At 63.3% G+C, this 22,954-nt stretch carries 21 protein-coding genes; 11 read left to right on the top strand and 10 right to left on the bottom strand.

The features are described 5' to 3' along the window. Positions 1–92: 92 nt before the first annotated feature. The 4 genes from IB263_RS20175 to IB263_RS20160 all read right to left on the bottom strand — a co-directional run bounded on the left by IB263_RS20175 (position 93) and on the right by IB263_RS20160 (position 4,018). Entirely contained in the window at positions 93–278 is a 186-nt protein-coding gene (locus IB263_RS20175; RefSeq protein WP_034787077.1) for a DUF3008 family protein, read from the bottom strand. Between the two features lie 63 nt (positions 279–341). Further along, positions 342–1,961, bottom strand: coding sequence for a cisplatin damage response ATP-dependent DNA ligase (locus IB263_RS20170; protein WP_192438910.1), 1,620 nt, complete (start codon positions 1,959–1,961; stop codon positions 342–344). 4 nt (positions 1,962–1,965) lie between these two features. Next, on the bottom strand, positions 1,966–2,976 hold the full coding sequence (locus IB263_RS20165) for a ligase-associated DNA damage response exonuclease (RefSeq protein ID WP_192438909.1): 1,011 nt from the start codon (positions 2,974–2,976) through the stop codon (positions 1,966–1,968). 88 nt (positions 2,977–3,064) lie between these two features. Next, complete coding sequence (locus IB263_RS20160) at positions 3,065–4,018, bottom strand: nucleoside hydrolase (RefSeq protein ID WP_089044921.1); 954 nt, start codon at positions 4,016–4,018, stop codon at positions 3,065–3,067. Between the two features lie 205 nt (positions 4,019–4,223). Between IB263_RS20160 and IB263_RS20155 the strand changes: the two genes are divergently transcribed. Next, positions 4,224–4,547 (top strand): hypothetical protein, encoded by a 324-nt coding sequence (locus IB263_RS20155; RefSeq protein WP_112985169.1) that lies wholly within the window; start codon positions 4,224–4,226, stop codon positions 4,545–4,547. Between the two features lie 199 nt (positions 4,548–4,746). After that, positions 4,747–5,406, top strand: coding sequence for a hypothetical protein (locus tag IB263_RS20150; RefSeq protein ID WP_034787288.1), 660 nt, complete (start codon positions 4,747–4,749; stop codon positions 5,404–5,406). A 97-nt stretch (positions 5,407–5,503) separates the two neighbouring features. Here the strand turns inward: IB263_RS20150 and lysS are convergent, their stop codons facing one another. Together lysS and gltX are read right to left on the bottom strand one after the other, a co-directional pair. After that, positions 5,504–7,000, bottom strand: a complete 1,497-nt coding sequence (gene lysS, locus IB263_RS20145; RefSeq protein ID WP_034787063.1) for a lysine--tRNA ligase — start codon at positions 6,998–7,000, stop codon at positions 5,504–5,506. A 10-nt stretch (positions 7,001–7,010) separates the two neighbouring features. Beyond that, the gene (gene gltX, locus IB263_RS20140) at positions 7,011–8,468 is read right to left on the bottom strand and encodes a glutamate--tRNA ligase (protein ID WP_034787058.1); all 1,458 of its coding nucleotides are present in this window, start codon (positions 8,466–8,468) and stop codon (positions 7,011–7,013) included. A 257-nt stretch (positions 8,469–8,725) separates the two neighbouring features. Between gltX and IB263_RS20135 the strand changes: the two genes are divergently transcribed. Continuing rightward, a complete protein-coding gene (locus IB263_RS20135) occupies positions 8,726–9,073 on the top strand; it encodes a helix-turn-helix transcriptional regulator (RefSeq protein WP_034787053.1) in 348 nt (115 codons plus the stop codon). A gap of 226 nt (positions 9,074–9,299) precedes the next feature. Next, positions 9,300–9,680, top strand: coding sequence for a VOC family protein (locus tag IB263_RS20130; RefSeq protein ID WP_034787050.1), 381 nt, complete (start codon positions 9,300–9,302; stop codon positions 9,678–9,680). Between the two features lie 239 nt (positions 9,681–9,919). Here IB263_RS20130 and IB263_RS20125 read toward each other — a convergent pair whose 3' ends face one another. From IB263_RS20125 to IB263_RS20115, 3 genes are all read right to left on the bottom strand, one after another. Continuing rightward, the gene (locus IB263_RS20125; protein WP_034787044.1) at positions 9,920–10,669 is read right to left on the bottom strand and encodes a TerC family protein; all 750 of its coding nucleotides are present in this window, start codon (positions 10,667–10,669) and stop codon (positions 9,920–9,922) included. Between the two features lie 169 nt (positions 10,670–10,838). Beyond that, positions 10,839–11,678 carry an AraC family transcriptional regulator gene (locus IB263_RS20120; RefSeq protein WP_034787039.1) on the bottom strand — a complete coding sequence of 280 codons (840 nt, stop codon included), beginning with the start codon at positions 11,676–11,678 and terminating at the stop codon, positions 10,839–10,841. A gap of 111 nt (positions 11,679–11,789) precedes the next feature. Continuing rightward, positions 11,790–12,461 (bottom strand): TetR/AcrR family transcriptional regulator, encoded by a 672-nt coding sequence (locus IB263_RS20115; protein WP_246811050.1) that lies wholly within the window; start codon positions 12,459–12,461, stop codon positions 11,790–11,792. 191 nt (positions 12,462–12,652) lie between these two features. Here IB263_RS20115 and IB263_RS20110 point away from each other — a divergent pair, with 191 nt between their 5' ends. The 5 genes from IB263_RS20110 (at position 12,653) to xylB (ending at position 19,495) form a co-directional block, all read left to right on the top strand. Then, complete coding sequence (locus IB263_RS20110) at positions 12,653–13,864, top strand: HlyD family secretion protein (protein ID WP_034787034.1); 1,212 nt, start codon at positions 12,653–12,655, stop codon at positions 13,862–13,864. A 148-nt stretch (positions 13,865–14,012) separates the two neighbouring features. Further along, entirely contained in the window at positions 14,013–15,602 is a 1,590-nt protein-coding gene (locus IB263_RS20105) for a DHA2 family efflux MFS transporter permease subunit (protein ID WP_089044924.1), read from the top strand. Between the two features lie 89 nt (positions 15,603–15,691). Then, on the top strand, positions 15,692–16,807 hold the full coding sequence (locus IB263_RS20100; protein WP_060530583.1) for a metallophosphoesterase: 1,116 nt from the start codon (positions 15,692–15,694) through the stop codon (positions 16,805–16,807). A gap of 145 nt (positions 16,808–16,952) precedes the next feature. Next, the gene (locus IB263_RS20095) at positions 16,953–17,990 is read left to right on the top strand and encodes a LacI family DNA-binding transcriptional regulator (RefSeq protein ID WP_060604637.1); all 1,038 of its coding nucleotides are present in this window, start codon (positions 16,953–16,955) and stop codon (positions 17,988–17,990) included. A 50-nt stretch (positions 17,991–18,040) separates the two neighbouring features. Continuing rightward, complete coding sequence (gene xylB, locus IB263_RS20090; RefSeq protein ID WP_060604788.1) at positions 18,041–19,495, top strand: xylulokinase; 1,455 nt, start codon at positions 18,041–18,043, stop codon at positions 19,493–19,495. 35 nt (positions 19,496–19,530) lie between these two features. On the opposite strand, the gene IB263_RS20085 is transcribed toward xylB, so the two are convergent. Beyond that, positions 19,531–19,893 (bottom strand): nuclear transport factor 2 family protein, encoded by a 363-nt coding sequence (locus IB263_RS20085; protein ID WP_060581313.1) that lies wholly within the window; start codon positions 19,891–19,893, stop codon positions 19,531–19,533. Positions 19,894–20,035: 142 nt separating this feature from the next. Here IB263_RS20085 and xylA point away from each other — a divergent pair, with 142 nt between their 5' ends. Next, complete coding sequence (gene xylA / locus IB263_RS20080) at positions 20,036–21,346, top strand: xylose isomerase (RefSeq protein ID WP_060604640.1); 1,311 nt, start codon at positions 20,036–20,038, stop codon at positions 21,344–21,346. Positions 21,347–21,672: 326 nt separating this feature from the next. Further along, entirely contained in the window at positions 21,673–22,725 is a 1,053-nt protein-coding gene (locus tag IB263_RS20075) for a sugar phosphate isomerase/epimerase (RefSeq protein ID WP_034787015.1), read from the top strand. Positions 22,726–22,954 lie beyond the last annotated feature (229 nt).

The raw sequence follows: 22,954 nt of genomic DNA, 5'->3' as shown, positions 1-22,954 counted from the left end.
GGCGGCACGCGAATGGCTATGTCTTGAGCCGGATAATCCCAAAAGGGTCTTAATAAACCTTGTTTTAGGTTCCGCTTTTATTCCTTCGCGTCTCAGTCACCTTTGTGCTCGGGCAGCTTCTTGTGCTTGGTTTCTGCAAGGTCTTCGAGTTCACCTTCACTCATGGATTTCTCCATTTCGCGCGAGGCGCCCTTGAGGCTGGATTTCTTGACGTCGCCGCGCTTGGCGGCAAGGGCAGCGCCGGCTGCACGCTGTTGCGCTTTCGACTTGGCTGGCATGGCACATCGCCTTTCGGTTGGTTGCCCTGGCCAACGCGAGGCAGCGCCGGATGTTCCGCGAAGCTAGGTATTCTCCCGCGCCTCGATCATCGCCTGCAGCGTCTCCAGCCGGTCGGCGTCACGCGGCAGCTTGTCCTGTCTCAGGCGCGCGACGCGCGGGAAGCGCATGGCGACGCCTGACTTGTGCCGGCTCGAGCGGTTGATACCCTCGAAGGCGACCTCGACGACGAAACCGAACTCGGGCTCGGCCCTGACGGCGCGCACCGGCCCGAAGCGCTCGGTCGTATTGTCCCGGACGAAACGGTCGAGAATTTCCAGTTCGGCGTCGGTGAAGCCGAAATAGGCCTTGCCGACCGGTACCAGCGTTTCCTTTCCGTCGATGTCGGTCCAGACGCCGAAGGTGTAATCGGAGTAGTAGCTCGAGCGCTTGCCGTGGCCGCGCTGGGCATACATCAGCACCGCGTCGATGTTGAAGGGCGCGCGCTTCCACTTGAACCACGGGCCTTTGACGCGGCCCGGCGTATAGGGCGAATCCAGCCGTTTCAGCATGATGCCCTCGATCACCGGATCGGGCGGGTCGGCGCGCAGGCTGTCGAGTTCTTGCCAGGACGAGAAGGGCACCAGCGGCGACAGGTCGAAATGCTGCGGCGAGGCGCGGTCGACGACGTCGGCGAGCCGCGCGCGTCGTTCGACGAAACCCAGTGGGCGAACGTCCTCTTCGCCTGAGAAGAGAATGTCATAGGCGCGGACGAAGGCCGGATAGGTCTCTATGAGCTTAGGGCTGACCGTCTTGCGGTTCAGCCGTTGCTGCAGGTCGGCGAAAGTTCGGGTTGCGCGGTTGGTGCGCGCGGTGCCGCCGACGAGCAGTTCGCCATCGATCACCCCGGTGAAGTCGGCGGCCTCCAGGACGTCGGGAAAGGCGCCGGAAATCTCGTCGCCACTGCGGGAATAGAGCCGGCGCACGCCGCCGATATTGGCAAGCTGTACGCGGATCCCGTCCCACTTCCATTCGGCGGCGAAATCCTTGGGGTCGAGCCCGTCGAGATCGCCGTCGCCGACAGGATTGGCGAGCATGACCGAATGGAAGACGGCCGGCGTCGAAAGCTCGGGCTTTTCCGCCTCGCCCGAAAGCCAGCGGAAGAGCGGCAGATAGGGCGGCGACAGGCCGTGCCAGAGGGTCTCGATCTCGGCGACGTCCTTGCCGCCCATGTCGGCGAGCGCCTGCTTGGCGAGCTTCGCCGATACCCCGATGCGAAGGCCGCCCGTCGCAAGTTTGAGGAAGGCGAAGCGCGCCGACGTATCCAATCGGTCGAGCATGTCGCGAACGACGCCGCGCACATCGGCCCGTCCGGTCCTTTGCAGACGCTCGATGGCCTCGCCAAGCGGAATGTCCGCCTCTACGGTGCCGGTAGGCGGCTCCCAGACGAGCGACACCGTTTCGGCGAGGTCACCGACATAGTCGTAGGAATACTGGAAAAGCACCGCGTCCATGCGTTCGAGCAAGAGGTCGCGGATCATCGCCGGCTTGACGGTGTTGAGCGACAGCGTGCCGGCGATCGCCGCGAGCGCATAGCCGCGATCCGGATCCGGCGCGGTCCGGAAGTAATCGACAAGCAGGCGGATCTTGGCATTGCGCTGCGGGCTGAGGACGAGGCGGTCGAGCAGTTCGGCGAAGGCGCGCATCTCGTCACTCTCCCTCGTCGTCGTAGCCGACGAGGTGAAGCGGGCGGGCGGCGATGCCCTTGAGCTCGCACCAGCGCACCAGCGCTTCCTCGCGTCCGTGCGTGACCCAGACCTCGGCCGGTGCGATGTCGGTGATCGTTGCCGTCAGTTCGGCCCAGTCACAATGGTCGGAGATGATCAATGGCAGCTCGACGCCCCGCTGTTTCGCTCGTTGCCGGATCAACATCCAGCCGGAAGCGAAACTGGCAATCGGGTCGGAGAAGCGCCGCGACCAGCGATCGGCGAAGGCGGCGGGCGGGCCGATCACGATCGTGCCCCTGAAATCCTGCTTTTCGTCGGCGGCAAGCGTTGCCGGGCGCAGGTCGCCGAGGTCGATGCCCTGGCTCTGATAGTAGTCGCACAGCCGTTGCAGGGCGCCATGGATGAAGATCGGCTGGTGATACCCCTCTTCGCGCAGGAGTGCGATCAGCCGCTGCGCCTTGCCGAGCGCATAGGCACCGACCACGTGCGTGCGCTCGGGAAACTGGGCGAGCGACGTCAGCAATTTGCGGGTTTCCGCGCGATCGTCCGGGTGGTGGAAGACCGGCAGGCCGAAGGTGGCTTCGGTGATGAAGACATCGCAGGCGACCGGCTCGAAGCCGGCGCAGGTCGGATCCCGCCGTCGCTTGTAGTCGCCAGACGCGACGATGCGCACGCCGTTTGCACGAACGGAGATCTGCGCCGAGCCGAGTACATGACCGGCCGGATGGAAGCCCACGTCGACGCCATTGACGACAAGGGGGTCACCGAGGCTGATCGCCTGGCTCGTGCCGCAGAAGTCGTCGCCGTAGCGGATGCGCATGATGTCGAGGGTCTCGCGGGTGGCGAGCACGTGGCCGTGCCCCGCGCGGGCATGGTCGGAATGGCCGTGTGTGATCAGCGCCCTTTCGACCGGTTGAATCGGGTCGATGTAGAAGTCACCGATCGGGCAATAGAGGCCTTTGGGGGCGGGGTAGAGCAGGGCGTCCGGTTTCATGGACTGAAAGATAGCCGGCGAATGCGCATTCGCCAGCCGTCTTGTTCAAGTTTTTCAAGGCGCAACATTTGCTGCGCCTCGATCAGGTTCAGCCGGGCAGAACCAGCGTGTCGATAATGAGCTTCAGCGTGCGGGCGGCATCGATGTCGATGCAGGCCTTCTGGCTCGGCAGATCGTCCCAGGGGCTTGGCGGGAACAAACGGTTGTCGGGGCTCTGGATCGTCTGGCCGTCGGCAATGCCGCCGCAGACGACACGGATCGATCCGCTCCTGACGGTGAAGAGGTCGGGCGCCACGACATAGGCGCAGGCGCAACTGTCATGCACGACCATGCCGTCGGGCACGTGCTGCTCGTAGAAGGTGACGTAGAATTTCGAGATATCGGCAAGCAGCTTGCCGGCGTCGCCGCCGCGTTCGGCGATATCGGCGATCATCGCCTTGGTCATCACGGTCTGGGTGGTGACGTCGAGGCCAACGACGGTGACCGGCCAGGGGGCCGTCATGACGACGTCTGCAGCTTCCGGGTCGCCGTGGATGTTGGCCTCGGCAGCCGGCGTGATGTTGCCGTTGACGTCGAAGGCGCCACCCATGATGACGACTTCGCGCACGAGCGCTGCGAAATCGGGATCCTCGCGCAGTGCCAGCGCCAAGTTGGTCATGCGGCCAACGGCGATCAGCGTCACTTCGCCGGGATGGGCGCGAACGGTGTCGATGATGAAGCGGTGCGCCGGGCGCGGATCGACCGGCAGGTCGACCGTCTCGGGCACGTCGATGTTGCCGAGGCCATCGTCACCGTGGATGAAGGTCGGCCAGCCGACATGCGGGCGGTCGGGATTGAAAGTCTTGTCGAGACCCTTGGCGACGGGCGCACCGATGCCCCAACGCTGCTTCAGGAACAGCGCGTTGCGGGTAGTGGTTTCGACCGAGGCGTTGCCGAATACGGTGGTAATGCCGATCAGGTCGATGGCCGGGTGACGGTGCAGGAAAAGCAGCGCCATTGCATCGTCGATGCCCGGATCCGTATCAAAGATGACTTTATGCATTCTCGTTCTTCTTTTCTTGTTCTTGTGTTTGACGGCTCGCAATGGAGGCAAGATGGCCGCGAATGTCAATCGCCATCCGGGTTGACGCGGGGAGCGGCCGCGCCTCTGGCCATGGTTTCCATGGGAACATCACCAACCGGGCGAGCATGGCAAGCTTTTGCGTGTGGATGGGAACGGCTCATCCAGTCAACCGGGAGGTAATGTCATGCATAGGCTGGTCCTTGTTTCCATGATCGTCGTCACCGTTGCAACGTCGTTTGCCGCTCCCTCCTTTGCCCAAAGTGCCGGTGGCAAGGGCCGCGGCGGCGGTGGTGGCGGACACGGTTCTTCCGACAGCAGCGACTGGTATGCCGGCATCGGTTCCTTCACCCATGCCAACGACAGCTACAACCGACGGCGCCCCAAGGTCATCCTGACGAAGTCGGGCGCCTATTGCGTTGAAAACCGCCGGTGGATCGATGCCTCGGGCAAGGTGCATCTTTCGCCTTACCGCGAGTGCCGCGACCGGATCGATATCGCCGTCGACTGATCGGCGTGCATGCTTCAGACAGGAGGCCGGCGCACAATCACCGGCCTCCTGTCTGTTGATCTGCCACCCGCCGGTGTCTTGCGGGTTGCCGGAAGATCGCTACCGCAATTTAAACTTTCCGAAAGGTCGCGCGCCTAATGTTGTGCTGCCCGTTCCGGGCTTTCTGCAATTTCTGGATATGATGGCGGAGTCCACGCTCGTGAAGGCTATCCTCGGCAAGATCAGGCCATCAAAGAGACTGCTCGTCATTCTCACGGCGGCTTTCGGTGTTTCCGCCGCTTCGGGCGGTGCTGCCGTCTATGTCAGCCGCGATGCGCTCATGGCGGAACTTTCCAAGCCGAAGGTTTCGGGCCTCGAGTGCACGACCATTCGCACGTTGAAGCTCGGCCACAACGGCCAGCGCTGGATCCGCATGCACGTCAAGACCGACCGCGCCGACGGCCAGGCGCGCATGCGCACGGCGTTGCGCGTCGTGGGCGCCCTCGCGAAGGCCGAGCGGGCAGATCTCTATCAGGTCGTCGTGCTCGATTCCGCCGGTCCCGAAAACCGGGCTGACGTGCGCGGTGCGGCGATCGGTGCGGAGGTGCTCTTCGCCCCCGGTCCGCAGAGCGTTCCGGGCATGAGCGAGACGTTTCGGGCGTTCTACAATGACGGCACGGCAAATTCTGTCGGCGTCTTCCATGGCAAGACCGTCGACCTTTCGATGGACGACATCCGCACGATGATGGCGGCCATGGACGACCATTCGCCATGCATCGACCCATCGGCCGCACCGGCCGATGGCGTGAGCGCCGAGGGCGGCGCCGGTGAGCAGGAGGCCAAGCCGGCCGAGACCGCCGAGGCGCCTGCGGGCCACTAGGCCCGGGTTACGTTCGGTAATCCGTTCTTTCTGAGAATTGAAAAAGGCCCGGCGCGTGAGCGGCGGGCCTTCGTGTTCGTGGGTTTTGCGACCTTGATCAGTCAGCCTTCTGCCGGCGGGCCGGGAAGAGGATGACGTCGCGGATCGACGGTGCGTTGGTGAGCAGCATGATCAGGCGGTCGACGCCGATGCCGAGGCCACCGGCCGGCGGCATGCCCTGGTCGATCGCGTCAAGGAACTCGTCGTCGAGCTGCTTGGCCTTTTCGCCGCGGGCGTGGGCCTGTTCCAGCTGCTCGACCATGCGTGCGCGCTGCTCTTCCGGATCGTTAAGTTCGGAGAAGGCGTTGCCCAGTTCCCAGGCGTTGCAATAGGTCTCGAAACGCTCGACGAGGCGCGGTTCGCCCGGCACTTCCTTGGCAAAGGGCGAGATGTCCTTCGGGAAATGCGTGACGTGGGCCGGCTGGATCAGCGTGCCTTCGACCTTCTCTTCGAAGATGAAGGCGAGGCACTCGCCCCAGGTCCAGTCCTTCTCGACCTCAAAGCCGGCAGCCTTGGCGGCAGCGCGGGCTTCTTCGTCGGTCTTCATCGCCAGGAAGTCGATGCCGGTCGCTTCCTTGACAGCGTCGGGCATCGGCACGCGGCGGAACGGACCCTTGAAGGAGATTTCCTTGTCGCCATAGGCAAACTCGGTCGAGCCGTGGATCGCCATGGCAAGCTCACCGAACAGCCGCTCGACGAGGTCCATGATGTCCTCGTAGTCGGCATAGGCCCAGTAGCACTCCATCATGGTGAATTCCGGATTGTGCCGGGTGGAGACGCCTTCGTTGCGGAAGTTGCGGTTGATCTCGAAGACCTTGTCGGTGAGGCCCGAAACCAGCGTGCGCTTCAGGTACAGTTCCGGCGCGATGCGCAGGAACATGTCGAGCTTCAGCGTGTTGTGATGCGTCTTGAACGGCTCGGCGGTGGCGCCGCCGTAGACCGAGTGCAGCATCGGCGTCTCGACTTCCATGAAGCCGTCGTTTTCCATGAAGCGGCGGATGCCCGAGACGATCTTGCTGCGCTGCTGGAAGCGCAGCTTCGATTCCTCGTTGGTCATGATGTCGAGGTGGCGCTTGCGGTAGCGGATCTCGATGTCCGACAGGCCGTGCCACTTTTCGGGCATCGGCAGCAGCGACTTCGTCAGCATGGTGATTGCCTGGGCGTTGATCGTCAACTCACCACGCTTGGTGCGGCGAACGACGCCGGTCACGCCGATGATGTCGCCGATGTCGATCATCGGCAGCAGCGCGCGGGCGTCTTCCGGCGTGGTGTCCTTATGGCTGAAGATCTGGATCTTGCCGGAGGCGTCATGGATGTCCATGAACATGCCGGAGTTGCGCGAGGAATAGACGCGGCCGGCAACGGTCACGACATCCTGGGTCTCGGTGTCCGGCTCCAGGCTCTCGTACTTTGCGGTCAGCTCGGCATTGCTCATCGTCCGGTGGAAATGCGCCGGATAGACGTCGCCGATCTGCTCACGCAAAAGCTTCAGCTTCTGTGCACGCACTTCCGTGGCGTCGGAGGAGAGGCCAGTGGTCTCGGTCTTGTCGTTCATCGTGCTCTCCTTACTTTCCGCTGCCGACCATGGAGGCGACCACCTGGGACGCGACCTTGAGACGCTGGCGGACCACGGCGCGGCCGAGGATTTCCATGCTGTCGAACAGCGGCAGCGAGCGCTGCGAGCCGGATACAGACACGAAGAGCGGCGCCAGGATCACCTTCAGCTTCTTGCCCATGCGCTCGGCGACCGCGCGCAGTTCGGCTTCGATCGATTCCTTGTTCCATTCGAGGATCTTTTCAAGGTCCGGCTGAACGGTGTTGAGGATCTCGAGCAGTTCTTCGGGCGTCGACTTGACGCCGGCGAAGGCTTCGGGCTTGAGGCCGAGGTCGGACTTCAAAAGGAAGCTTGCGAGATCAGGCAGTTCGCCGAGCTTCGAAATGCGCGACTGGCTGAGCTTCAGGCCCTGTTTCAGGCGGTCGTTTTCCATGGCCCAGGCAAGGACGCGGGCGGCGAATTCTTCTTCCGAAAGCTTCTCGCGGATCCAGCGGGCGTTCAGCCAGTCGAGCTTCTGGATGTCGAAGATCGCGCCGGCCTTGGAGAGGTTCTCCGAGTCGAACTTTGCAGCCAGTTCCTCGATCGTCAGCAACTCCTCGCCTTCGGCGATCTGGATGAAGAACAGGCCGAGGAAGTTCATCAGCGCTTCCGGCAGATAGCCAAGCGCCGTGTAGTACGAGATCGACGTCGGGTTCTTGCGCTTCGACAGCTTCGACTTGTCGGCATTGCGCATTAGCGACAGGTGCATGAAGACCGGCGGCTCGAGGCCGAGATAGCGGTAGATCAGGATGTGCTTTGGCACGGAGGCCAGCCACTCCTCGCCGCGGGCGACGTGGGTGATCTTCATCAGGTGGTCGTCGACGACGTTGGCCATGTGGTAGGTCGGCATGCCGTCGGCCTTCAAGAGGACCTGCATGTCGACGGCATCCCACGGAATTTCCACGTCGCCATAGACGCCGTCGGTAAACTTGCACGAGCCCTCGGTCGGGATCTTCATGCGCACGACATGCGGCTCGCCGGCGGCAACGCGCGAGGTCACTTCTTCGGCGGACAGGTGGAGACACAGGCCGTCATACTTCGACGGCTTGCCGGCGGCGCGCTGGCTCTCGCGCATCTGCTCGAGCCGCTCGGGCGTGCAGAAGCAGCGGAAGCCGTGACCATTCTCGACGATCTTCTCGACGTAGGGGCGGTACATGTCCTTGCGGTCGCTCTGGCGGTAGGGACCATAGGGACCACCGACATCAGGACCTTCCGACCATTCGAGCCCGCACCATTTCAGCGCGTCCAGCACCTTCTGTTCGAACTCGGGCGTCGAGCGGGTGGCATCGGTGTCTTCGATGCGCAGGATGAACTCGCCGCCGTGCTTCTTTGCGAAGAGGTAGTTGAACAGAGCGATGTAGGCGGTGCCGACATGCGGCTCGCCGGTGGGGGAGGGTGCGATGCGTACCCGGACTGCTGAATTTGCCATGGTCTTTGCCCGTCTGACGTGCTTTTCGCCCCTTGCCGGAGAAGAAACCGGCCGCCGGGGGCGCGCATTTTATGGGAAGGAAAGGCCCGCAAGGGTGCCGCAACAACGGTATCGGCAGGCTATTCCAATAGGCTCGCGTGAGACCATAGAACGCCGATCATGTCAACGGAAACCCGATCACGCCGGTTTTTGTTGACACTGCCGCCTGCGGGCGTTAATGAACCGAAAGGTTATTTAACTGAAAGGTTTTTTAGAAAATGCCGGAAGATCGCTTGTCGACGACGCTCTCAGCTCTGGCCGATCCAACGCGAAGGGCCATTCTCGCCCGCCTCGCACTTGGAGAGGCCTCGGTCGGCGAGCTGGCGGAGCCCTTCGAAATGAGCCTGCCGGCAGTCTCCAAGCATCTCAAGGTTCTCGAGCGCGCCGGGCTGATCAGCCGTGGCCGCGAAGCGCAGTGGCGACCATGCAAGCTTGAAGCCGCCCCGCTGAAGGACGTCAACAGCTGGCTCGACGGCTATCGTCGCTTCTGGGAGCAGAAGTTCGACCGTCTCGACGCCTATCTGCAGGAACTCCAGCATGTCGACCCCGGTGCCGGCAAGAACTGATCGCCGGCCCGTCTTCCGTCCTTGGCCGTTCTGCGCTAAGCAGGGGACGTCGAAAAAGGCAGGACCGGATATGGTAAGCCCGGTCCCTTCGGTTTTCTAAACGAAGCTCTGCTCGAACGTCCCGTTCGAACCCGCGACGTGGTTCCGATGCAATCGCATCGGTCCGCGGCGGGGTGTATGCAATCGACGCAGTCCGCCGCGTTTCTCGAACACGGAGACTGTAAACATGCGACTGAACCATATCGACCTCTATAGCCCTGTCGTTGCCGAAACGGCGTCCTTCCTCATCGATCATTTCGGCCTGACGCTGGTCGAAAAACGCGGCAAGGATGCCTTTTTCCGCCTGACGGACGGTTCCGGCCTGGTGCTCGTCGTCAGCCCGCCGATCACTGCGCTCGGCGGCGGCGACCAGGTCAGCCTCGGGACCCAGACCTACCACATAGGCTTTTTGCTGCCGGTGCGGGCCGACGTCGACGATGCCTATCAGCGGGTGCTTGGATCCGGCGCCCAGGTGATCCCGCCTGCCGATCGGCACGGCGCCTATGTTTTCTACGTAGTGATACCCGGCAACATTCTGGTCGAGGTCGGCCATCGCCCGGATGTTTGAGCGGCTGAAACCGGATCGGAACGTTTCCTGAGGAGATGCGTTGTCCAACCAGAAGGCGTGGGGACTGGCCCCGGCAAGCTTGGCGGAAAGAGGAAACGACCCCGTTTGTCTTGCCGCCGATGGCTCGCGGTTGACGGCCGGTCAGCCAGCCTCCGCGTCTTCCAGAACTCCCGCAAGCAGAAGGCCCGCATCTTGGATGCGGGCCCTTCTCATGACGGGATTGTTTTCGGCCCGGCGCGTCAGTCGAGCTTTCCGGCCTTCCTCAGGCGCGCATTGCGCGCGACCATGTTGAGGATTTCGACGAGCGCCGAGAAGGCCATGGCGGCGTAGATGTAACCCTTCGGCACATGCAGGCCCATGCCTTCGGCGATCAGTGTCGTGCCGATCATCAGCAGGAAGGCGAGCGCCAGCATGACGATCGTCGGGTTCTTCTCGATGAAGTTGGCGAGCGGGTTGGCGGCAACGAGCATGACCGTGACGGCGGCGATGACGGCGATGACCATGATCGGCAGGTGCGGTGTCATGCCGACGGCGGTGATGATGCTGTCGACGGAGAAGACGAGGTCGAGCAAAAGGATCTGGGCGATCGCGGCGCCGAAGCTGTTGATCGCCGAGGAGGCGATGAAGTCCTCGCCGTGATCGGCCGGATCGACATTGTGGTGGATTTCCTTGGTCGCCTTCCAGACGAGGAACAGGCCGCCGGCGATCAGGATCATGTCCTTCCAGGAGAAGCCATGGCCGAAGGCCTCGAACACCGGCGTCGTCAGCTTGACGATCCAGGCAACCGTACCGAGCAGCGCAAGGCGCATGACGAGGGCAAGGGCGATACCGATGCGCCGGGCCTTTTCGCGATGCTCGACAGGCAGCTTGTTGGTGAGGATCGAGATGAAGATCAGGTTGTCGATGCCGAGAACCACCTCCATGACGACCAGGGTGACGAGGGCGACCCAGGCGGCGGGGTCTTGAGCAAGCAACAGGATATCCTGCATCGGCGATCTTTCTCTTTCAGCACTTCATAAGTTCCACAGCGCCGCGCGTCCGATGGACGCGCGGCGCTGTGGGGGATGGCGCGTCGACGCGCAAGAATCGCCGAAAGTATTTAAGAAACATTGCGGAAGAGACAAGCGCCGCTGCCCGATTGCAGCGGCGCTTTACCGTTTACGATTTGACAGGAATCCACATTTCGACCACGCCCATGCCCGAATGCGGGTCAAAGCGCGCATCATAGCGTTCGATGAGGTCGGGCGTTTCTCCATGCTGCAGTCCGGATTCGGGCAGCCATGTGCCGAAGACATAGTCGGCGGTTTTGGCGATCGCGGAGATGTGCCCGCGATGCAGAAAGACGGCGTAGCGCTGCTTCGGCAGCCGTAGCGTCGAAAAGCCTTCCGCCAGGTCGTCGGCGTCGCTGATTTCGGCCGCCGCCATGTAGCGGAAGGTGCCAGCCTCGCCGTTGCTGTCGGTGCACACACCGTAGGCGATGTCGCCTCTCTGTCCGGGTATCGCGCCGAAATGGCGATTGAACCGTTGCCAGAGCGACGGGATGCCTTCGGTGCGGCCGTAGGTGTAGGTTTCCGAAAGGCCCGCCAGAAGCAATGGCGGGCTGTCTTCGAAGCGGGGCGGGTCGATCTTGAGAAGGCGGGTATCGTCCATTCTTAAAGGCTCCATCAGCTCGATGTTTCGAATGTGCCTTTGCTTGCGAACCGTTTCGGGTGTCACGCCGAACTGGTCGCGAAAGGCACGGGTGAAAGCCTCGTGCGAGCTGTAGCCCGCATCGAGTGCCACCGAGAGAATGCTGATGGAGCCATCGGCAAGCGCGCTGGCGGCATCGCTGAGACGCCGTCCGCGGATATAGGCGGTGATCGAGCGGCCGGTGACCAGCCCGAAAACGCGCGAAAGATGGAAGCGCGAAAGGCCCGCGGCCCCGGCGATTTCATCCAGCGATATCTCTTTTGCGAAATGGCTCTCGATGAACCAGACCGCCCGTCCGATGGCACTCATCTTCACTCCCCTGGCAACGCCCTTTTGATAGGGGCTCGGCTGAAGGCGCGCTTGATCGAAATTGCTCGATTGAAACGCAGGAGGGCTGAAGGAGGTTCGGCGTCAGTCCGCCTATTTCTTCTTCTTCGGACCGTAGGCGGACATGAAGACGCGGACGGCGGCGGTCACTGTCGCCTCGATCTGCTCTTTCGGCGGTGCCGAACACATGCCGCCGAAAAGCCGGTGCTTGAAGAGGCCGGCTTGGGCCATCTCGATAAACTGGCGGGCGGCCATTTCTGTGTTGTCGATGTCGAGCAAGCCGGTCGGGACCTGGCGGTCGAGATAGGCCTTGAGCACAGTGTAGCCGTTCTCCGGTGCTTCGCTGAAGAAGCGCTCGGCCAGATGCGGCATGCGGTCGATCACCCCGATCACCATGCGCATGGAGCGGATCGTCTCTTCCGCCGTCATGCTCGTCGTCAGCGTCACGCCGAAATCGTAGAGTGATTCTTCGACGTCGTCGTGATCGTTGAGCGCGTGCTTGGCGGTCTGGACCACCCGGGTCTTGCCCTTGATGATCAGTGCCTTGAACAAGTCTTCCTTGTTCTCGAAATAGACGTAGAGCGTGCCCTTGGAGACGCCCGCCTCGCGGGTGATGTCGTTCATGCTGGCGGCATCGAAACCCTGGCTCAGGAACGCGCGTCGCGCGCCTTCGAGGATCTGTTCACGCTTGGCTGGATCCTCGCCGGCGGCGTGACGGCCGCCACCCGAACAGAGATCCTCATCCATGCCGGCTGCCGGCTGCATGACGTCCTGGGTTCCGTTCTTTGCCTCGCTCATGATGGTCGCTTGTTTCCGCCCTGCTCATATTAAATTTAAGTCATCGAACCACGCGGTTCGATTTCCTCTTGATATGCGACCAGAAAGGGCCTATGTCAAGTTCCAATCGAACCGAACGGTTCAGTTCGTTCAGCAATCCTTAACCAGGCCGGTGCCCAATGTCCGCATCCAACACGTCCAGCGCTGCCCGCGTCCGTCCCGTCGACGAGACTTTCGAAGTGCAGCAGGAAACCGCGCTTGAGGCGAAGGCGCCCGCTGCGGAGCAGGCGGTCGCGCCGGCTCCGGCAAAGGAAGCCGCCGCGCCGCAGAAGAAGGCGCGCAAGCCCATCCTTCCCGTACTCGGCCTGGCGCTTCTGGCTGCTGGTGCCTGGTATGGCTACGACTGGTGGACCAATGGCCGCTTCATGATCTCGACCGATGACGCCTATATCGAAGGCGACATCGCGACGATTTCGCCGAAGGTTTCCGGTTATGTCGCCAAGGTCGACGCCGTCGCCAACCAGAAGGTGAAGGCCGGCGACCCGCTGGTCACGCTCGATGACGGCGACTACCGCATCGCCGCCGAGCAGGCCGAGGCGAAGATTGCCACCCAGAAGCTTGCGCTCAGCCGCTTCGATGCGCAGATCGCCGGCGCCAAGGCGAGCCTTGCCCAGACCGAAGCGCAGAAGAAGGCTCTCGAAGCGACGGTGCGCGGCGCCGAACTCGCGCAGAAGCGCGCGAGCGACCTCCAGTCCAAGGCCGTTGGCACCGTCGCTTCGCTTGATAACGCCGATGTGGCGCTCGACCAGGCACGGGCAAATCTTGCCGGGGCAGACGCCAACATCGCCGCTGCCAACGCCAGCATCACCGTTCTCGAAGCGCAGCGCACGGAAGCCGAAAGCGAGATCCGTTCGCTGGAGCTTGCGCGCGACAAGGCCAACCGCGACCTCGGCTTCACCGTGCTGAAGGCGCCCTATGACGGCATCGTCGGCAACGTCGCGGTACAGGTCGGCGACCTCGTGTCGGCCGGCCAGCGGCTTGCCGCCCTGGTTCCGGTCGACCAGCTCTATATCGACGCCAACTTCAAGGAGACCCAGATCGCCCATCTGGTGCCGGGCTCCAAGGTGAAGGTGCATGTCGACGCCTATGAGGATCATGCGATCGAAGGCACGGTCGCCTCGATCTCGCCGGCCTCCGGTTCGGTCTTCTCGCTGCTGCCGGCGGAAAACGCCACCGGCAACTTCACCAAGGTGATCCAGCGCGTGCCGGTGCGCATCACCCTGCCGGCCGACGTGCTGGCTGAAGGTCACCTGCGCGCGGGCTTGAGCGTTGTCGTCGATGTCGACACGCGCACAGCGCCGGATCAGACCAAGGTTGCCGCGACCAAGTAAGCGGACGAAATGCCGGCGCGCCCTTGGGCGCGCCTTTTGTCGAGACCCCGGCGCTACGGAGCGCGGTGAAGTCCGGAACGCCGGCGCGGCGAAACGCGCATGTCCAGAACGCTGGCGCCCAAGCGCGCCCATGCAAGGAGTGGCTGAGATGGCCGCAACGGCAACAGCAGGCTCGGTGGCGGCCGCCGCACCGAAGGTCGAGGAACATATGGACCCGAAGAGGCTGATCGCCTTCTTCGCCATGGTCGTCGGCATGTTCATGGCCATCCTCGACATCCAGATCGTCTCGGCCTCGCTTGCCGAGATCCAGGCCGGCCTTTCGGCCGGTTCCGACGAGATCGGCTGGGTGCAGACCTCCTATCTCATTGCCGAAGTCATCATGATCCCGCTCTCGGGCACGCTGGCGCGCATCGTCTCGACGCGTGTGCTGTTCTCGGTTTCGGCGGCGGGCTTCACCGCGGCAAGCGCGCTTGCGGCGACCGCGACGAACATCGACCAGATGATCGTCTACCGCGCGATCCAGGGCTTCATCGGCGGCGGCATGATCCCGTCGGTCTTTGCGGCCGCCTTCACCATCTTCCCGCCGTCGAAGCGCAACATCGTCTCGCCGATCATCGGCCTGATCGCCACGCTTGCCCCGACGATCGGTCCGACGGTCGGCGGCTATCTCAGCCACGCCTTCTCCTGGCACTGGCTGTTCCTCGTCAACGTCATTCCCGGCATCATCGTTGCGACGCTCACCTGGACCTTCATCGACTTCGACAAGCCGGAGCTTGGCCTGTTCAAGAAGTTCGACTGGTGGGGTCTCGCCTCGATGGCGATCTTCCTCGGCGCGCTCGAATACGTGCTGGAAGAGGGCAACACCAACGACTGGTTCAACGACGAGCACATTGTCATCGGTGCCGTCGCTTCGGCGATTGCCGCCATCGTGTTCTTCTACCGCGCCTTCAAGGTGGAGTTCCCGGTTGTCGACCTCAGGGCTTTTGCCAACCGAAACTTCGCCTTCGGCTCGATGTTCTCCTTCGTGATGGGCATCGGCCTGTATGGTCTCACCTATCTTTATCCGCTCTATCTCGGCCGTATCCGCGGCTACGATTCGCTGATGATCGGCGAGACCATGTTCGTCTCGGGCCTTGCCATGTTCTTCACGGCGCCGGTTGCGGGTATTCTCTCGGGCAAGCTCGATCCGCGCGTGCTGATGACGATCGGCTTCACCAGCTTTGCAAGCGGCACCTGGATCATGGGGCACCTGACGGCCGACTGGGACTTCTACGAGCTGTTCATCCCGCAGATCCTGCGCGGCGTCGGGCTGATGCTGTGCATGGTGCCGATCAACAACATCGCGCTCGGCACCATGCCGCCGGCGCGCATGCGCGGCGCCTCGGGCCTGTTCAACCTGACCCGTAACCTCGGCGGCGCGGTGGGGCTTGCGGTTATCAACACGATCCTGACCCAGCGCCAGGACTTCCACTATGCCCGCCTTGCCGAGCATATCCAGTGGGGTAACCCGGAAGCCATGGAACGCTTCAACAACATGGCCGCCAACTTCAACGCCCATGGTCTCGACGGCACGACGATCGCGATCAAGCAGCTTGCGGGCATGGCGCAGAAGCAGGCGATCATCCTGTCCTTCGGCGACATTTTCATGCTGCTGACGGTGCTGTTCCTGTCGCTGATCCTCGGCGTCATGATGATCAAGAAGCCCGAGGGCGTCGGCCCTAGCGGCGGCGGTCACTAGCTCCCCCTCTTAAGCAGGACGCGACTCTCGATTTACGCGAGCCGCGCCTTGCGGCACACTTCTGTCCCAAGTGTGAGAGGGGGAGCGGCATGCGGCGATCGGGTTCTGACGGCATATCCAGGCGATCATTCGTTGCGGGCCTTGCTGGTCTCGGGGCAGCGCTTGCTGCCTCCCGAAGCCGCGCCGCAGTCCCGGCCATCGACGCGACATTCCTGTTTTCCAACGATATCCATGCCTGCCTCGTTTCGATCGAAGGGCTGGCTCCCAACTGCGCGGCCGAAGGCAAGACGGACGCCAATCTGCTGCGCCACGTCGCGGCGCTGAATGCCGTGCACGCCATGCGCTGGCCGGAGACGGTTGCCGGCAAGCCGAGCGGGCTTGCAAGCGCCGGGCGAGAGATCGGCAAGCCGCTCGGCCTGGTGCTCGGCGGCGATCTCACCGATGACGGCGGCGGCCAGGTGCGCCAGCCGCGCGAGGGGCGGCAGTTGCAGCAATTCTCAAGTCGCTACCAGGAAGGGGCGGGACCCGACCACGTCCACATGCCCGTCTATGTCGGCCTCGGCAACCACGACCTCGACCAGGATGGGCCCCCGCCGCATGTCGACTGGTATCGCCGCGAACTGCGCGACTATGTTGAGCTCAACCACCGCCAGTCGGTGTTCTACAAGCCTCCGGTGCCGGTCACCAACTACGATCCGCTGTCGGATTGCTACTCCTGGGACTGGGGCGGGCTGCATCTGGTGCAGTTGCAGCGCTTCGGCGGCGACGAGACCAAGGGTGCGGTCAATGCGCTGCCCTGGCTGAAACAGGATCTGGCGTCCTATGCCGCCGACGGCCGGCCGGTGATCCTCTTCCAGCACTACGGCTGGGACGCCTTTTCGACGGAGGTCTGGGATGCGAAGGCCAGGACTTTCGACGACGAAGGCGACGGCGCTCCGCATTGGTGGAGCATCCCTCAGCGCCAGGCGCTGCTCGACACCGTCAAAGGCAGCAACGTCATAGGCCTGTTCCACGGGCATCAGCACGAAACCGCAATGATCTACCGGCAGGGCGGGCTCGATCTCATCAAGCCGAAGGCCGCTTACATGGGCGGCTTTGGCGTCGTGCGCGTTACCGATGGCTTCATGGACGTGGCGCTGGCGGAGGCTGGACAGAGCCATGGCGAGGTTGTCTTTACCGATACCTTCAGCAAGCGCCTTTCCTAGGTCGAAAACTCTATCTGAATCAAATATTTAAGGTGTCGAATCCCCTGTCTCCGGACAGCCGTGCGGCGCTCCGTTTTCCACGTCTTGCGGATTTTTGATTTACGTACATCAGAAATTCCTCTAAAGGCAGAACCCGGAGGAAAACATGCGCCCGACAGTTCACGATATCGCTGCTAGAGCCGGGGTCAGCCTCGCGACCGTCGACCGGGTTCTGAACAACCGGCCGGGCGTGCGTGGTGTCACCCGCGACAAGGTCGAGCGCGCCATCGAAGCGCTCGGCTATGTGCGCGACGTCGCCGCCGCCAACCTCGCCAAGAGCCGGATCTACCCGCTGATCTTCATCCTGCCGGAGGGCGACAACACCTTCATGCGCGGTCTTGCGGCCGAGGTGGAGGCGGCGAAGGCGCGCTCGGCAGTCGAGCGCACGGCGATCACGGTCTTGTCCGTCCGGGCCTTCGACCCGGAAGCGTTAGCTGCAGCGCTTCATAAAGCGCGGGCGCTTGACCCGGCCGGCGTCGCGGTCGTTGCGATCGATGCGCCCGAGGTCGTCAGTGCGGTAGATGCGCTGCGTGAAGACGGCGTCGCCGTCGTGACGTTGGTTTCCGACCTGCCGGGGTCGTCGCGCGATCATTTCGCCGGTGTCGACAACGTTGCCGCCGGCCGGACCGCCGGCACCCTGATGGGGCGTTTCCTCGGTGGCCGAAACGGCCCGGTGGCGATCGTAGCCGGCTCGATGCTGGTGCGCGACCATCGCGACCGTCTCGAAGGCTTTGGCGCGGCCATGGCAGAAAGTGCGCCTGGCCGCCGGCTGCTGCCCGTCGTCGAAGGCCATGACGATCCGGCCGAGGTCGATCGCCTCGTCTCCAACCTTCTCGCCGATCAACCGGAGCTTGCCGGCATCTACAGTCTCGGCGCCGGCAATCGCGGCCTGATCGCGGCACTGGAAAAGGCAGGTCGCGAAAAGGCTGTCTGCGCCATCGCCCATGAACTGACGCCGCACAGCCGCGCGGCACTTCTGTCCGGCACGCTCGACGCACTCCTCAATCAGGACGGCGGCCATGAGGTGCGCAGCGCCATCCGGGTGCTGAAGGCCCGCGCCGACGGCCTTTCGGTGATCGGGGCGCAGGAGCGCATCCGCATCGAAATTTTCCTGAAGGACAACCTGCCGGTCGATCCGGCGTAGCGCTTTGAATTTACGCAGTTCTTTCGAAGAATTGCTCAATGGAGGCAAGCATGTATCTCGGACTGGATCTCGGCACCTCGGGCGTCAAGGCAATGTTGATCGATGGCGGCCAGCGCATCGTCGGTTCGGCCTCCGGCGCGCTCGACGTCTCGCGGCCGCATCCCGGCTGGTCGGAACAGGACCCGGCTGATTGGGTGCGCGCCACCGAAGAGGCAATTGCCGGGCTGAAGGCGGCACACCCGGCGGAGCTTTCGGCGGTGCGCGGTATCGGCCTTTCCGGCCAGATGCACGGTGCGACGCTGCTTGATGCCGACGACCGGGTGCTTCGGCCCTGCATCCTCTGGAACGACACCCGCAGCTTCCGAGAGGCGGCAGCGCTCGATGCGGACCCGCAGTTCCGCGCCATCACCGGCAACATCGTCTTCCCCGGCTTCACCGCACCGAAGCTTGCCTGGGTGCGGGCCAACGAGCCCGACATCTTCGCCAAGGTGCGCTGGGTGCTGCTGCCGAAGGATTATCTGCGCCTGTGGCTGACCGGCGAGCACATGTCGGAAATGTCCGACAGCGCCGGCACTGCCTGGCTCGATACCGGCAAGCGGCAGTGGTCGGAAAGCCTGCTTGCCGCCACCGACATGGACGAAAAGCAGATGCCGAGCCTGGTCGAGGGAACCGATGCGGCCGGGAAGCTGCGTTCGGAACTGGCCGCGCGCTGGGGCATTTCCGGTGACGTCGTGGTTGCCGGCGGTGCAGGCGACAATGCGGCTTCTGCGTGTGGCATGGGCACGGTCGGCGAGGGCAATGCCTTCGTCTCGCTCGGTACCTCGGGTGTTCTCTTCGCGGCGAATGCAAGCTACTTGCCCAACCCGGAAAGCGCCGTGCACGCTTTCTGCCACGCGCTGCCGAATACCTGGCACCAGATGGGCGTGATCCTGTCTGCGACCGATGCGTTGAACTGGTACTCCGGCATCGCCGGCCGCAGTGCTGCCGACCTGAGCGCCGAACTCGGCGATCATCTGAAGGCGCCTTCGGGCGTCACTTTCCTTCCCTATCTGTCGGGCGAGCGTACGCCGCACAATGACGCGGCGATCCGTGGCGCCTTTGTCGGACTTGGCCATGAGAGCGGCCGGGTGGTGCTGACCCAGGCGGTGATGGAGGGCGTGTCCTTCGCCATTCGCGACAGCCTGGAAGCCTTGCGCGCCGCCGGCACGACGCTTTCTCGGGTGACGGCGATCGGTGGTGGTTCGCGCTCGCGCTACTGGCTCAAATCGATCGCCACGGCGCTCAACCTGCCGGTCGACCTGCCCGCCGACGGCGATTTCGGCGCTGCCTTCGGGGCGGCCCGCCTCGGCCTGATCGCCGCGACCGGTGCCGATCCCGTTGTCAGCTGCTACGCCCCACAGACGGCCGAGACCATTGCGCCGGAGGCGTCGCTGGTTTCGGCCTATGAGGCGAGCTACCAGCGCTACCGTCGGCTCTATCCGGCGATCAAGGGCGCCGTGTCGTGATACGGCGCCCCCTGTCTCGATCCGCCGCCGCGTGCTCAGCCGGCCGGAACCTTGTCGAGGAAACCGGTGACCGTCTTCAGGCGACCATCTTCGATCTGGCAGACATCGGTGCCTTCGATGACAGAGGGAACGCCGTCCGGACCGAGTGCCCAGGAAAAGCGGATCGTGTCGGCGTAACCGTCGGCGGCACCCTTCAGCGTGAAGCGGAAGCCGGGGAACTGTCCGTGCACGCCGGCAATGAGCGCATCCACGCCGGCATGGCCGTCGCCCTGCATGATCGGGTCGCGATAGGCGACGTCGGCGGTGAAGGCCTTCTCGATCAGGCCGGCGCGGCTTGCGGCGTCGGTCGTGTTCCAGGCGGCGATGTAGGCTCTGGCGATAGCGTTGAAGTCGTGCATCGAAGTGTTCCTTTCGTTTGGCGTTTCGATGCTTCCGGTATCGCCGGACGAGGGAATGAAACCAATTACCTTCCACGTAATGGCCGCGCCTATCGCATGGGCGACGCCGGCCGACACCACTCTTGAAAGAGGAGCAAGACCCGTGAGCACTGGCTTTTTCGGCGATATCGCCAAGATCAAATATGAAGGACCGGATAGCGCCAACCCGCTCGCCTTCCGCCATTACAACAAGGACGAGGTCGTGCTCGGCAAGCGCATGGAAGATCACCTGCGCTTCGCGGTTGCCTACTGGCACACCTTCGTCTGGCCGGGCGGCGACCCCTTCGGCGGACAGACCTTCGAACGTCCCTGGTTCAAGGACGACATGGCTGCGGCCAAGCTGAAGGCCGACGTCGCCTTCGAATTCTTCGACCTGCTCGGCGTCCCGTTCTATTGCTTCCACGATGCCGACGTGCGCCCGGAAGGCAAAAGCTTCGTCGAGAACACGAAGAACCTCAACGAGATTGTCGACTACTTCGAAAAGAAGCAGGCCGAGACCGGTGTCAACCTGCTGTGGGGCACGGCGAACCTCTTCTCCAACCGGCGCTACATGTCGGGTGCGGCGACCAATCCGGATCCGGATGTCTTCGCGTTCGCAGCCGCGACGGTGAAAACCTGCCTTGACGCCACCAAGCGCCTCGGCGGCCAGAACTACGTGCTCTGGGGCGGTCGTGAAGGCTACGAGACGCTGCTCAATACCGACATGAAGCGCGAGCTCGACCAGCTCGGCCGCTTCGTCAACCTCGTCGTCGAGTACAAGCACAAGATCGGCTTCAAGGGCGCGATCCTGATCGAGCCGAAGCCGCAGGAACCGACCAAGCACCAGTACGACTACGACGTCGCGACGGTCTACGGCTTCCTGAAGAACTACGGCCTGGAAAACGAGGTGAAGGTCAACATCGAGCAGGGCCATGCGATCCTCGCCGGCCACTCCTTCGAGCACGAGCTGGCGCTTGCCAACGCGCTCGGCATCTTCGGCTCGATCGACATGAACCGCAACGACTACCAGTCCGGCTGGGATACCGACCAGTTCCCGAACAACGTGCCGGAAATGGCGCTCGCCTATTACCAGGTTCTTGCCGGCGGCGGCTTTGCGACCGGCGGCACGAACTTCGACGCCAAGCTGCGTCGCCAGTCGATCGATCCGGAGGACCTGCTGATCGGCCATATCGGCGGCATGGATTGCTGCGCGCGTGGCCTGAAGGCAGCGGCAAAAATGATCGAGGACAACGCGCTCTCCGCACCGCTCGAAGGCCGCTATGCCGGCTGGCAGGTGCCGGAAGCCAAGAAGATGCTCGACGGCGGCTTCTCGCTGGAAGAGATCGAGGCCTGGGTGCTGAAGTCGGACCTCAACCCGCAGCCGAAGTCCGGCAAGCAGGAGCTGCTCGAAAACGTCGTCAACCGCTACGTCTGAGCGGAGATGGATATCGAAAGGGCGCCTTGAAAGCGCCCTTTCTCTTCGTCGACGCGCACGGGAGGCGATCATTGATGTCGCGGATTTCTGCAGCGAGGGCGTGCCGTGGCTGGTCTAATGCCGTGTGCAATGAAATCGATTACAAAACTTTTCGGAATCCGGTCGTGCGCTGTTGCCCCTCGCTGAAAATCTGCTAGCTTCGGCGCCTGCAACGTTTCAGATCCGGCAGTTCTGGGAGAAAACAAAGGCGTGCAATCGCCTTTCATGCCGGCTGTCAGGACAAGGCCAACACCAATTTCGGCCGTTCCATCGGGAGGAAAATCAGCATGAAGACCATCAAGGGGCCAGGGCTCTTTCTTGCGCAATTCGCCGGCGATGCCGCGCCGTTCAATTCCTGGGATGCGATCACCAAATGGGCGGCCGATTGCGGCTACAAGGGCGTGCAGGTGCCGAGCTGGGACGCGCGGCTGATCGATCTGAAAAAGGCGGCGACCTCGAAAGCCTATTGCGACGAGTTCGCCGGCACGGCGCGCGACAATGGCGTCGAGGTAACCGAGCTTTCGACCCATCTGCAGGGTCAGCTCGTCGCCGTGCATCCGGCCTATGATGAAGCCTTCGAGGGGTTTGCAGCACCCGAGGTGCGCGGCAATCCCAAAGCACGCCAGGCCTGGGCGGTGGAACAGGTGAAGCTGGCGCTGACGGCCTCGAAGAACCTCGGCCTCAACGCCATGGCAAGCTTCTCCGGCGCGCTCGCCTGGCCTTTCGTCTATCCCTGGCCGCAGCGGCCGGCCGGTCTCGTCGAGACCGCCTTCGATGAACTGGCGAAGCGCTGGAAGCCGATCCTCGACCATGCCGAGGATTGTGGCGTCGACGTCTGCTACGAGATCCATCCGGGCGAGGACCTGCACGACGGCATCACCTACGAGATGTTCCTGGAGCGCACCGGCAACCATGCCCGCGCTTGCATGCTCTATGACCCTTCGCACTACGTGCTCCAGTGCCTCGACTATCTCGACAATATCGACATCTACAAGGACCGCATCCGCATGTTCCACGTCAAGGACGCGGAGTTCAATCCGACCGGGCGCCAGGGCGTCTACGGCGGCTACCAGGGTTGGGTCAACCGCGCCGGCCGCTTCCGCTCGCCCGGCGACGGCCAGGTGGATTTCGGTGCGGTGTTCTCGAAGATGGCCGCCAACGATTTCGCCGGCTGGGCGGTGGTCGAGTGGGAATGCGCGCTGAAACATCCGGAGGATGGGGCACGCGAGGGTGCCGATTTCGTCAAGCATCACATCATCCGCGTGACCGAGAAGGCGTTCGACGACTTTGCCGGGGCTGGCACGGACGAGGCGGCCAACCGGCGCATGCTCGGTATCTGAGGCAGGTAGGACCTGAGGGTGCGACTGCCCGCTCTCCTCGGGTTAACCCGAGGACTGGCCCTCTTCCCGCAGGCGGGGAGAGGGGACGTGGATTGCCGCTGACCACGGGCTATCGTGGCTGCTGTTGCTGCGGTTTCGCAAGCGGGTGCGGCATGAGCCCTTCTCCCCGCGTGCGGGGAGAAGGTGCCGGCGGGCGAATGAGGGGCATCCCTTGCGCCAGGAAACGAAC

The organism is Ensifer sp. ENS03, assembly GCF_014852035.1.
Lineage (GTDB): Bacteria > Pseudomonadota > Alphaproteobacteria > Rhizobiales > Rhizobiaceae > Ensifer > Ensifer adhaerens.
The sequence above is the reverse complement of the archived record's forward strand: the minus strand, read 5'-3'. Positions and strand labels throughout refer to the sequence as shown.

Bases quoted from the DNA above. Each gene is read 5' to 3' on its own strand.
- IB263_RS20175 (WP_034787077.1), bottom strand. From the start codon at position 278: ATGCCAGCCAAGTCGAAAGCGCAACAGCGTGCAGCCGGCGCTGCCCTT.
- IB263_RS20170 (WP_192438910.1), bottom strand. From the start codon at position 1,961: ATGCGCGCCTTCGCCGAACTGCTCGACCGCCTCGTCCTCAGCCCGCAG.
- IB263_RS20165 (WP_192438909.1), bottom strand. From the start codon at position 2,976: ATGAAACCGGACGCCCTGCTCTACCCCGCCCCCAAAGGCCTCTATTGC.
- IB263_RS20160 (WP_089044921.1), bottom strand. From the start codon at position 4,018: ATGCATAAAGTCATCTTTGATACGGATCCGGGCATCGACGATGCAATG.
- IB263_RS20155 (WP_112985169.1), top strand. From the start codon at position 4,224: ATGCATAGGCTGGTCCTTGTTTCCATGATCGTCGTCACCGTTGCAACG.
- lysS (WP_034787063.1), bottom strand. From the start codon at position 7,000: ATGAACGACAAGACCGAGACCACTGGCCTCTCCTCCGACGCCACGGAA.
- gltX (WP_034787058.1), bottom strand. From the start codon at position 8,468: ATGGCAAATTCAGCAGTCCGGGTACGCATCGCACCCTCCCCCACCGGC.
- IB263_RS20135 (WP_034787053.1), top strand. From the start codon at position 8,726: ATGCCGGAAGATCGCTTGTCGACGACGCTCTCAGCTCTGGCCGATCCA.
- IB263_RS20130 (WP_034787050.1), top strand. From the start codon at position 9,300: ATGCGACTGAACCATATCGACCTCTATAGCCCTGTCGTTGCCGAAACG.
- IB263_RS20125 (WP_034787044.1), bottom strand. From the start codon at position 10,669: ATGCAGGATATCCTGTTGCTTGCTCAAGACCCCGCCGCCTGGGTCGCC.
- IB263_RS20120 (WP_034787039.1), bottom strand. From the start codon at position 11,678: ATGAGTGCCATCGGACGGGCGGTCTGGTTCATCGAGAGCCATTTCGCA.
- IB263_RS20115 (WP_246811050.1), bottom strand. From the start codon at position 12,461: ATGCAGCCGGCAGCCGGCATGGATGAGGATCTCTGTTCGGGTGGCGGC.
- IB263_RS20110 (WP_034787034.1), top strand. From the start codon at position 12,653: ATGTCCGCATCCAACACGTCCAGCGCTGCCCGCGTCCGTCCCGTCGAC.
- IB263_RS20105 (WP_089044924.1), top strand. From the start codon at position 14,013: ATGGCCGCAACGGCAACAGCAGGCTCGGTGGCGGCCGCCGCACCGAAG.
- IB263_RS20100 (WP_060530583.1), top strand. From the start codon at position 15,692: ATGCGGCGATCGGGTTCTGACGGCATATCCAGGCGATCATTCGTTGCG.
- IB263_RS20095 (WP_060604637.1), top strand. From the start codon at position 16,953: ATGCGCCCGACAGTTCACGATATCGCTGCTAGAGCCGGGGTCAGCCTC.
- xylB (WP_060604788.1), top strand. From the start codon at position 18,041: ATGTATCTCGGACTGGATCTCGGCACCTCGGGCGTCAAGGCAATGTTG.
- IB263_RS20085 (WP_060581313.1), bottom strand. From the start codon at position 19,893: ATGCACGACTTCAACGCTATCGCCAGAGCCTACATCGCCGCCTGGAAC.
- IB263_RS20075 (WP_034787015.1), top strand. From the start codon at position 21,673: ATGAAGACCATCAAGGGGCCAGGGCTCTTTCTTGCGCAATTCGCCGGC.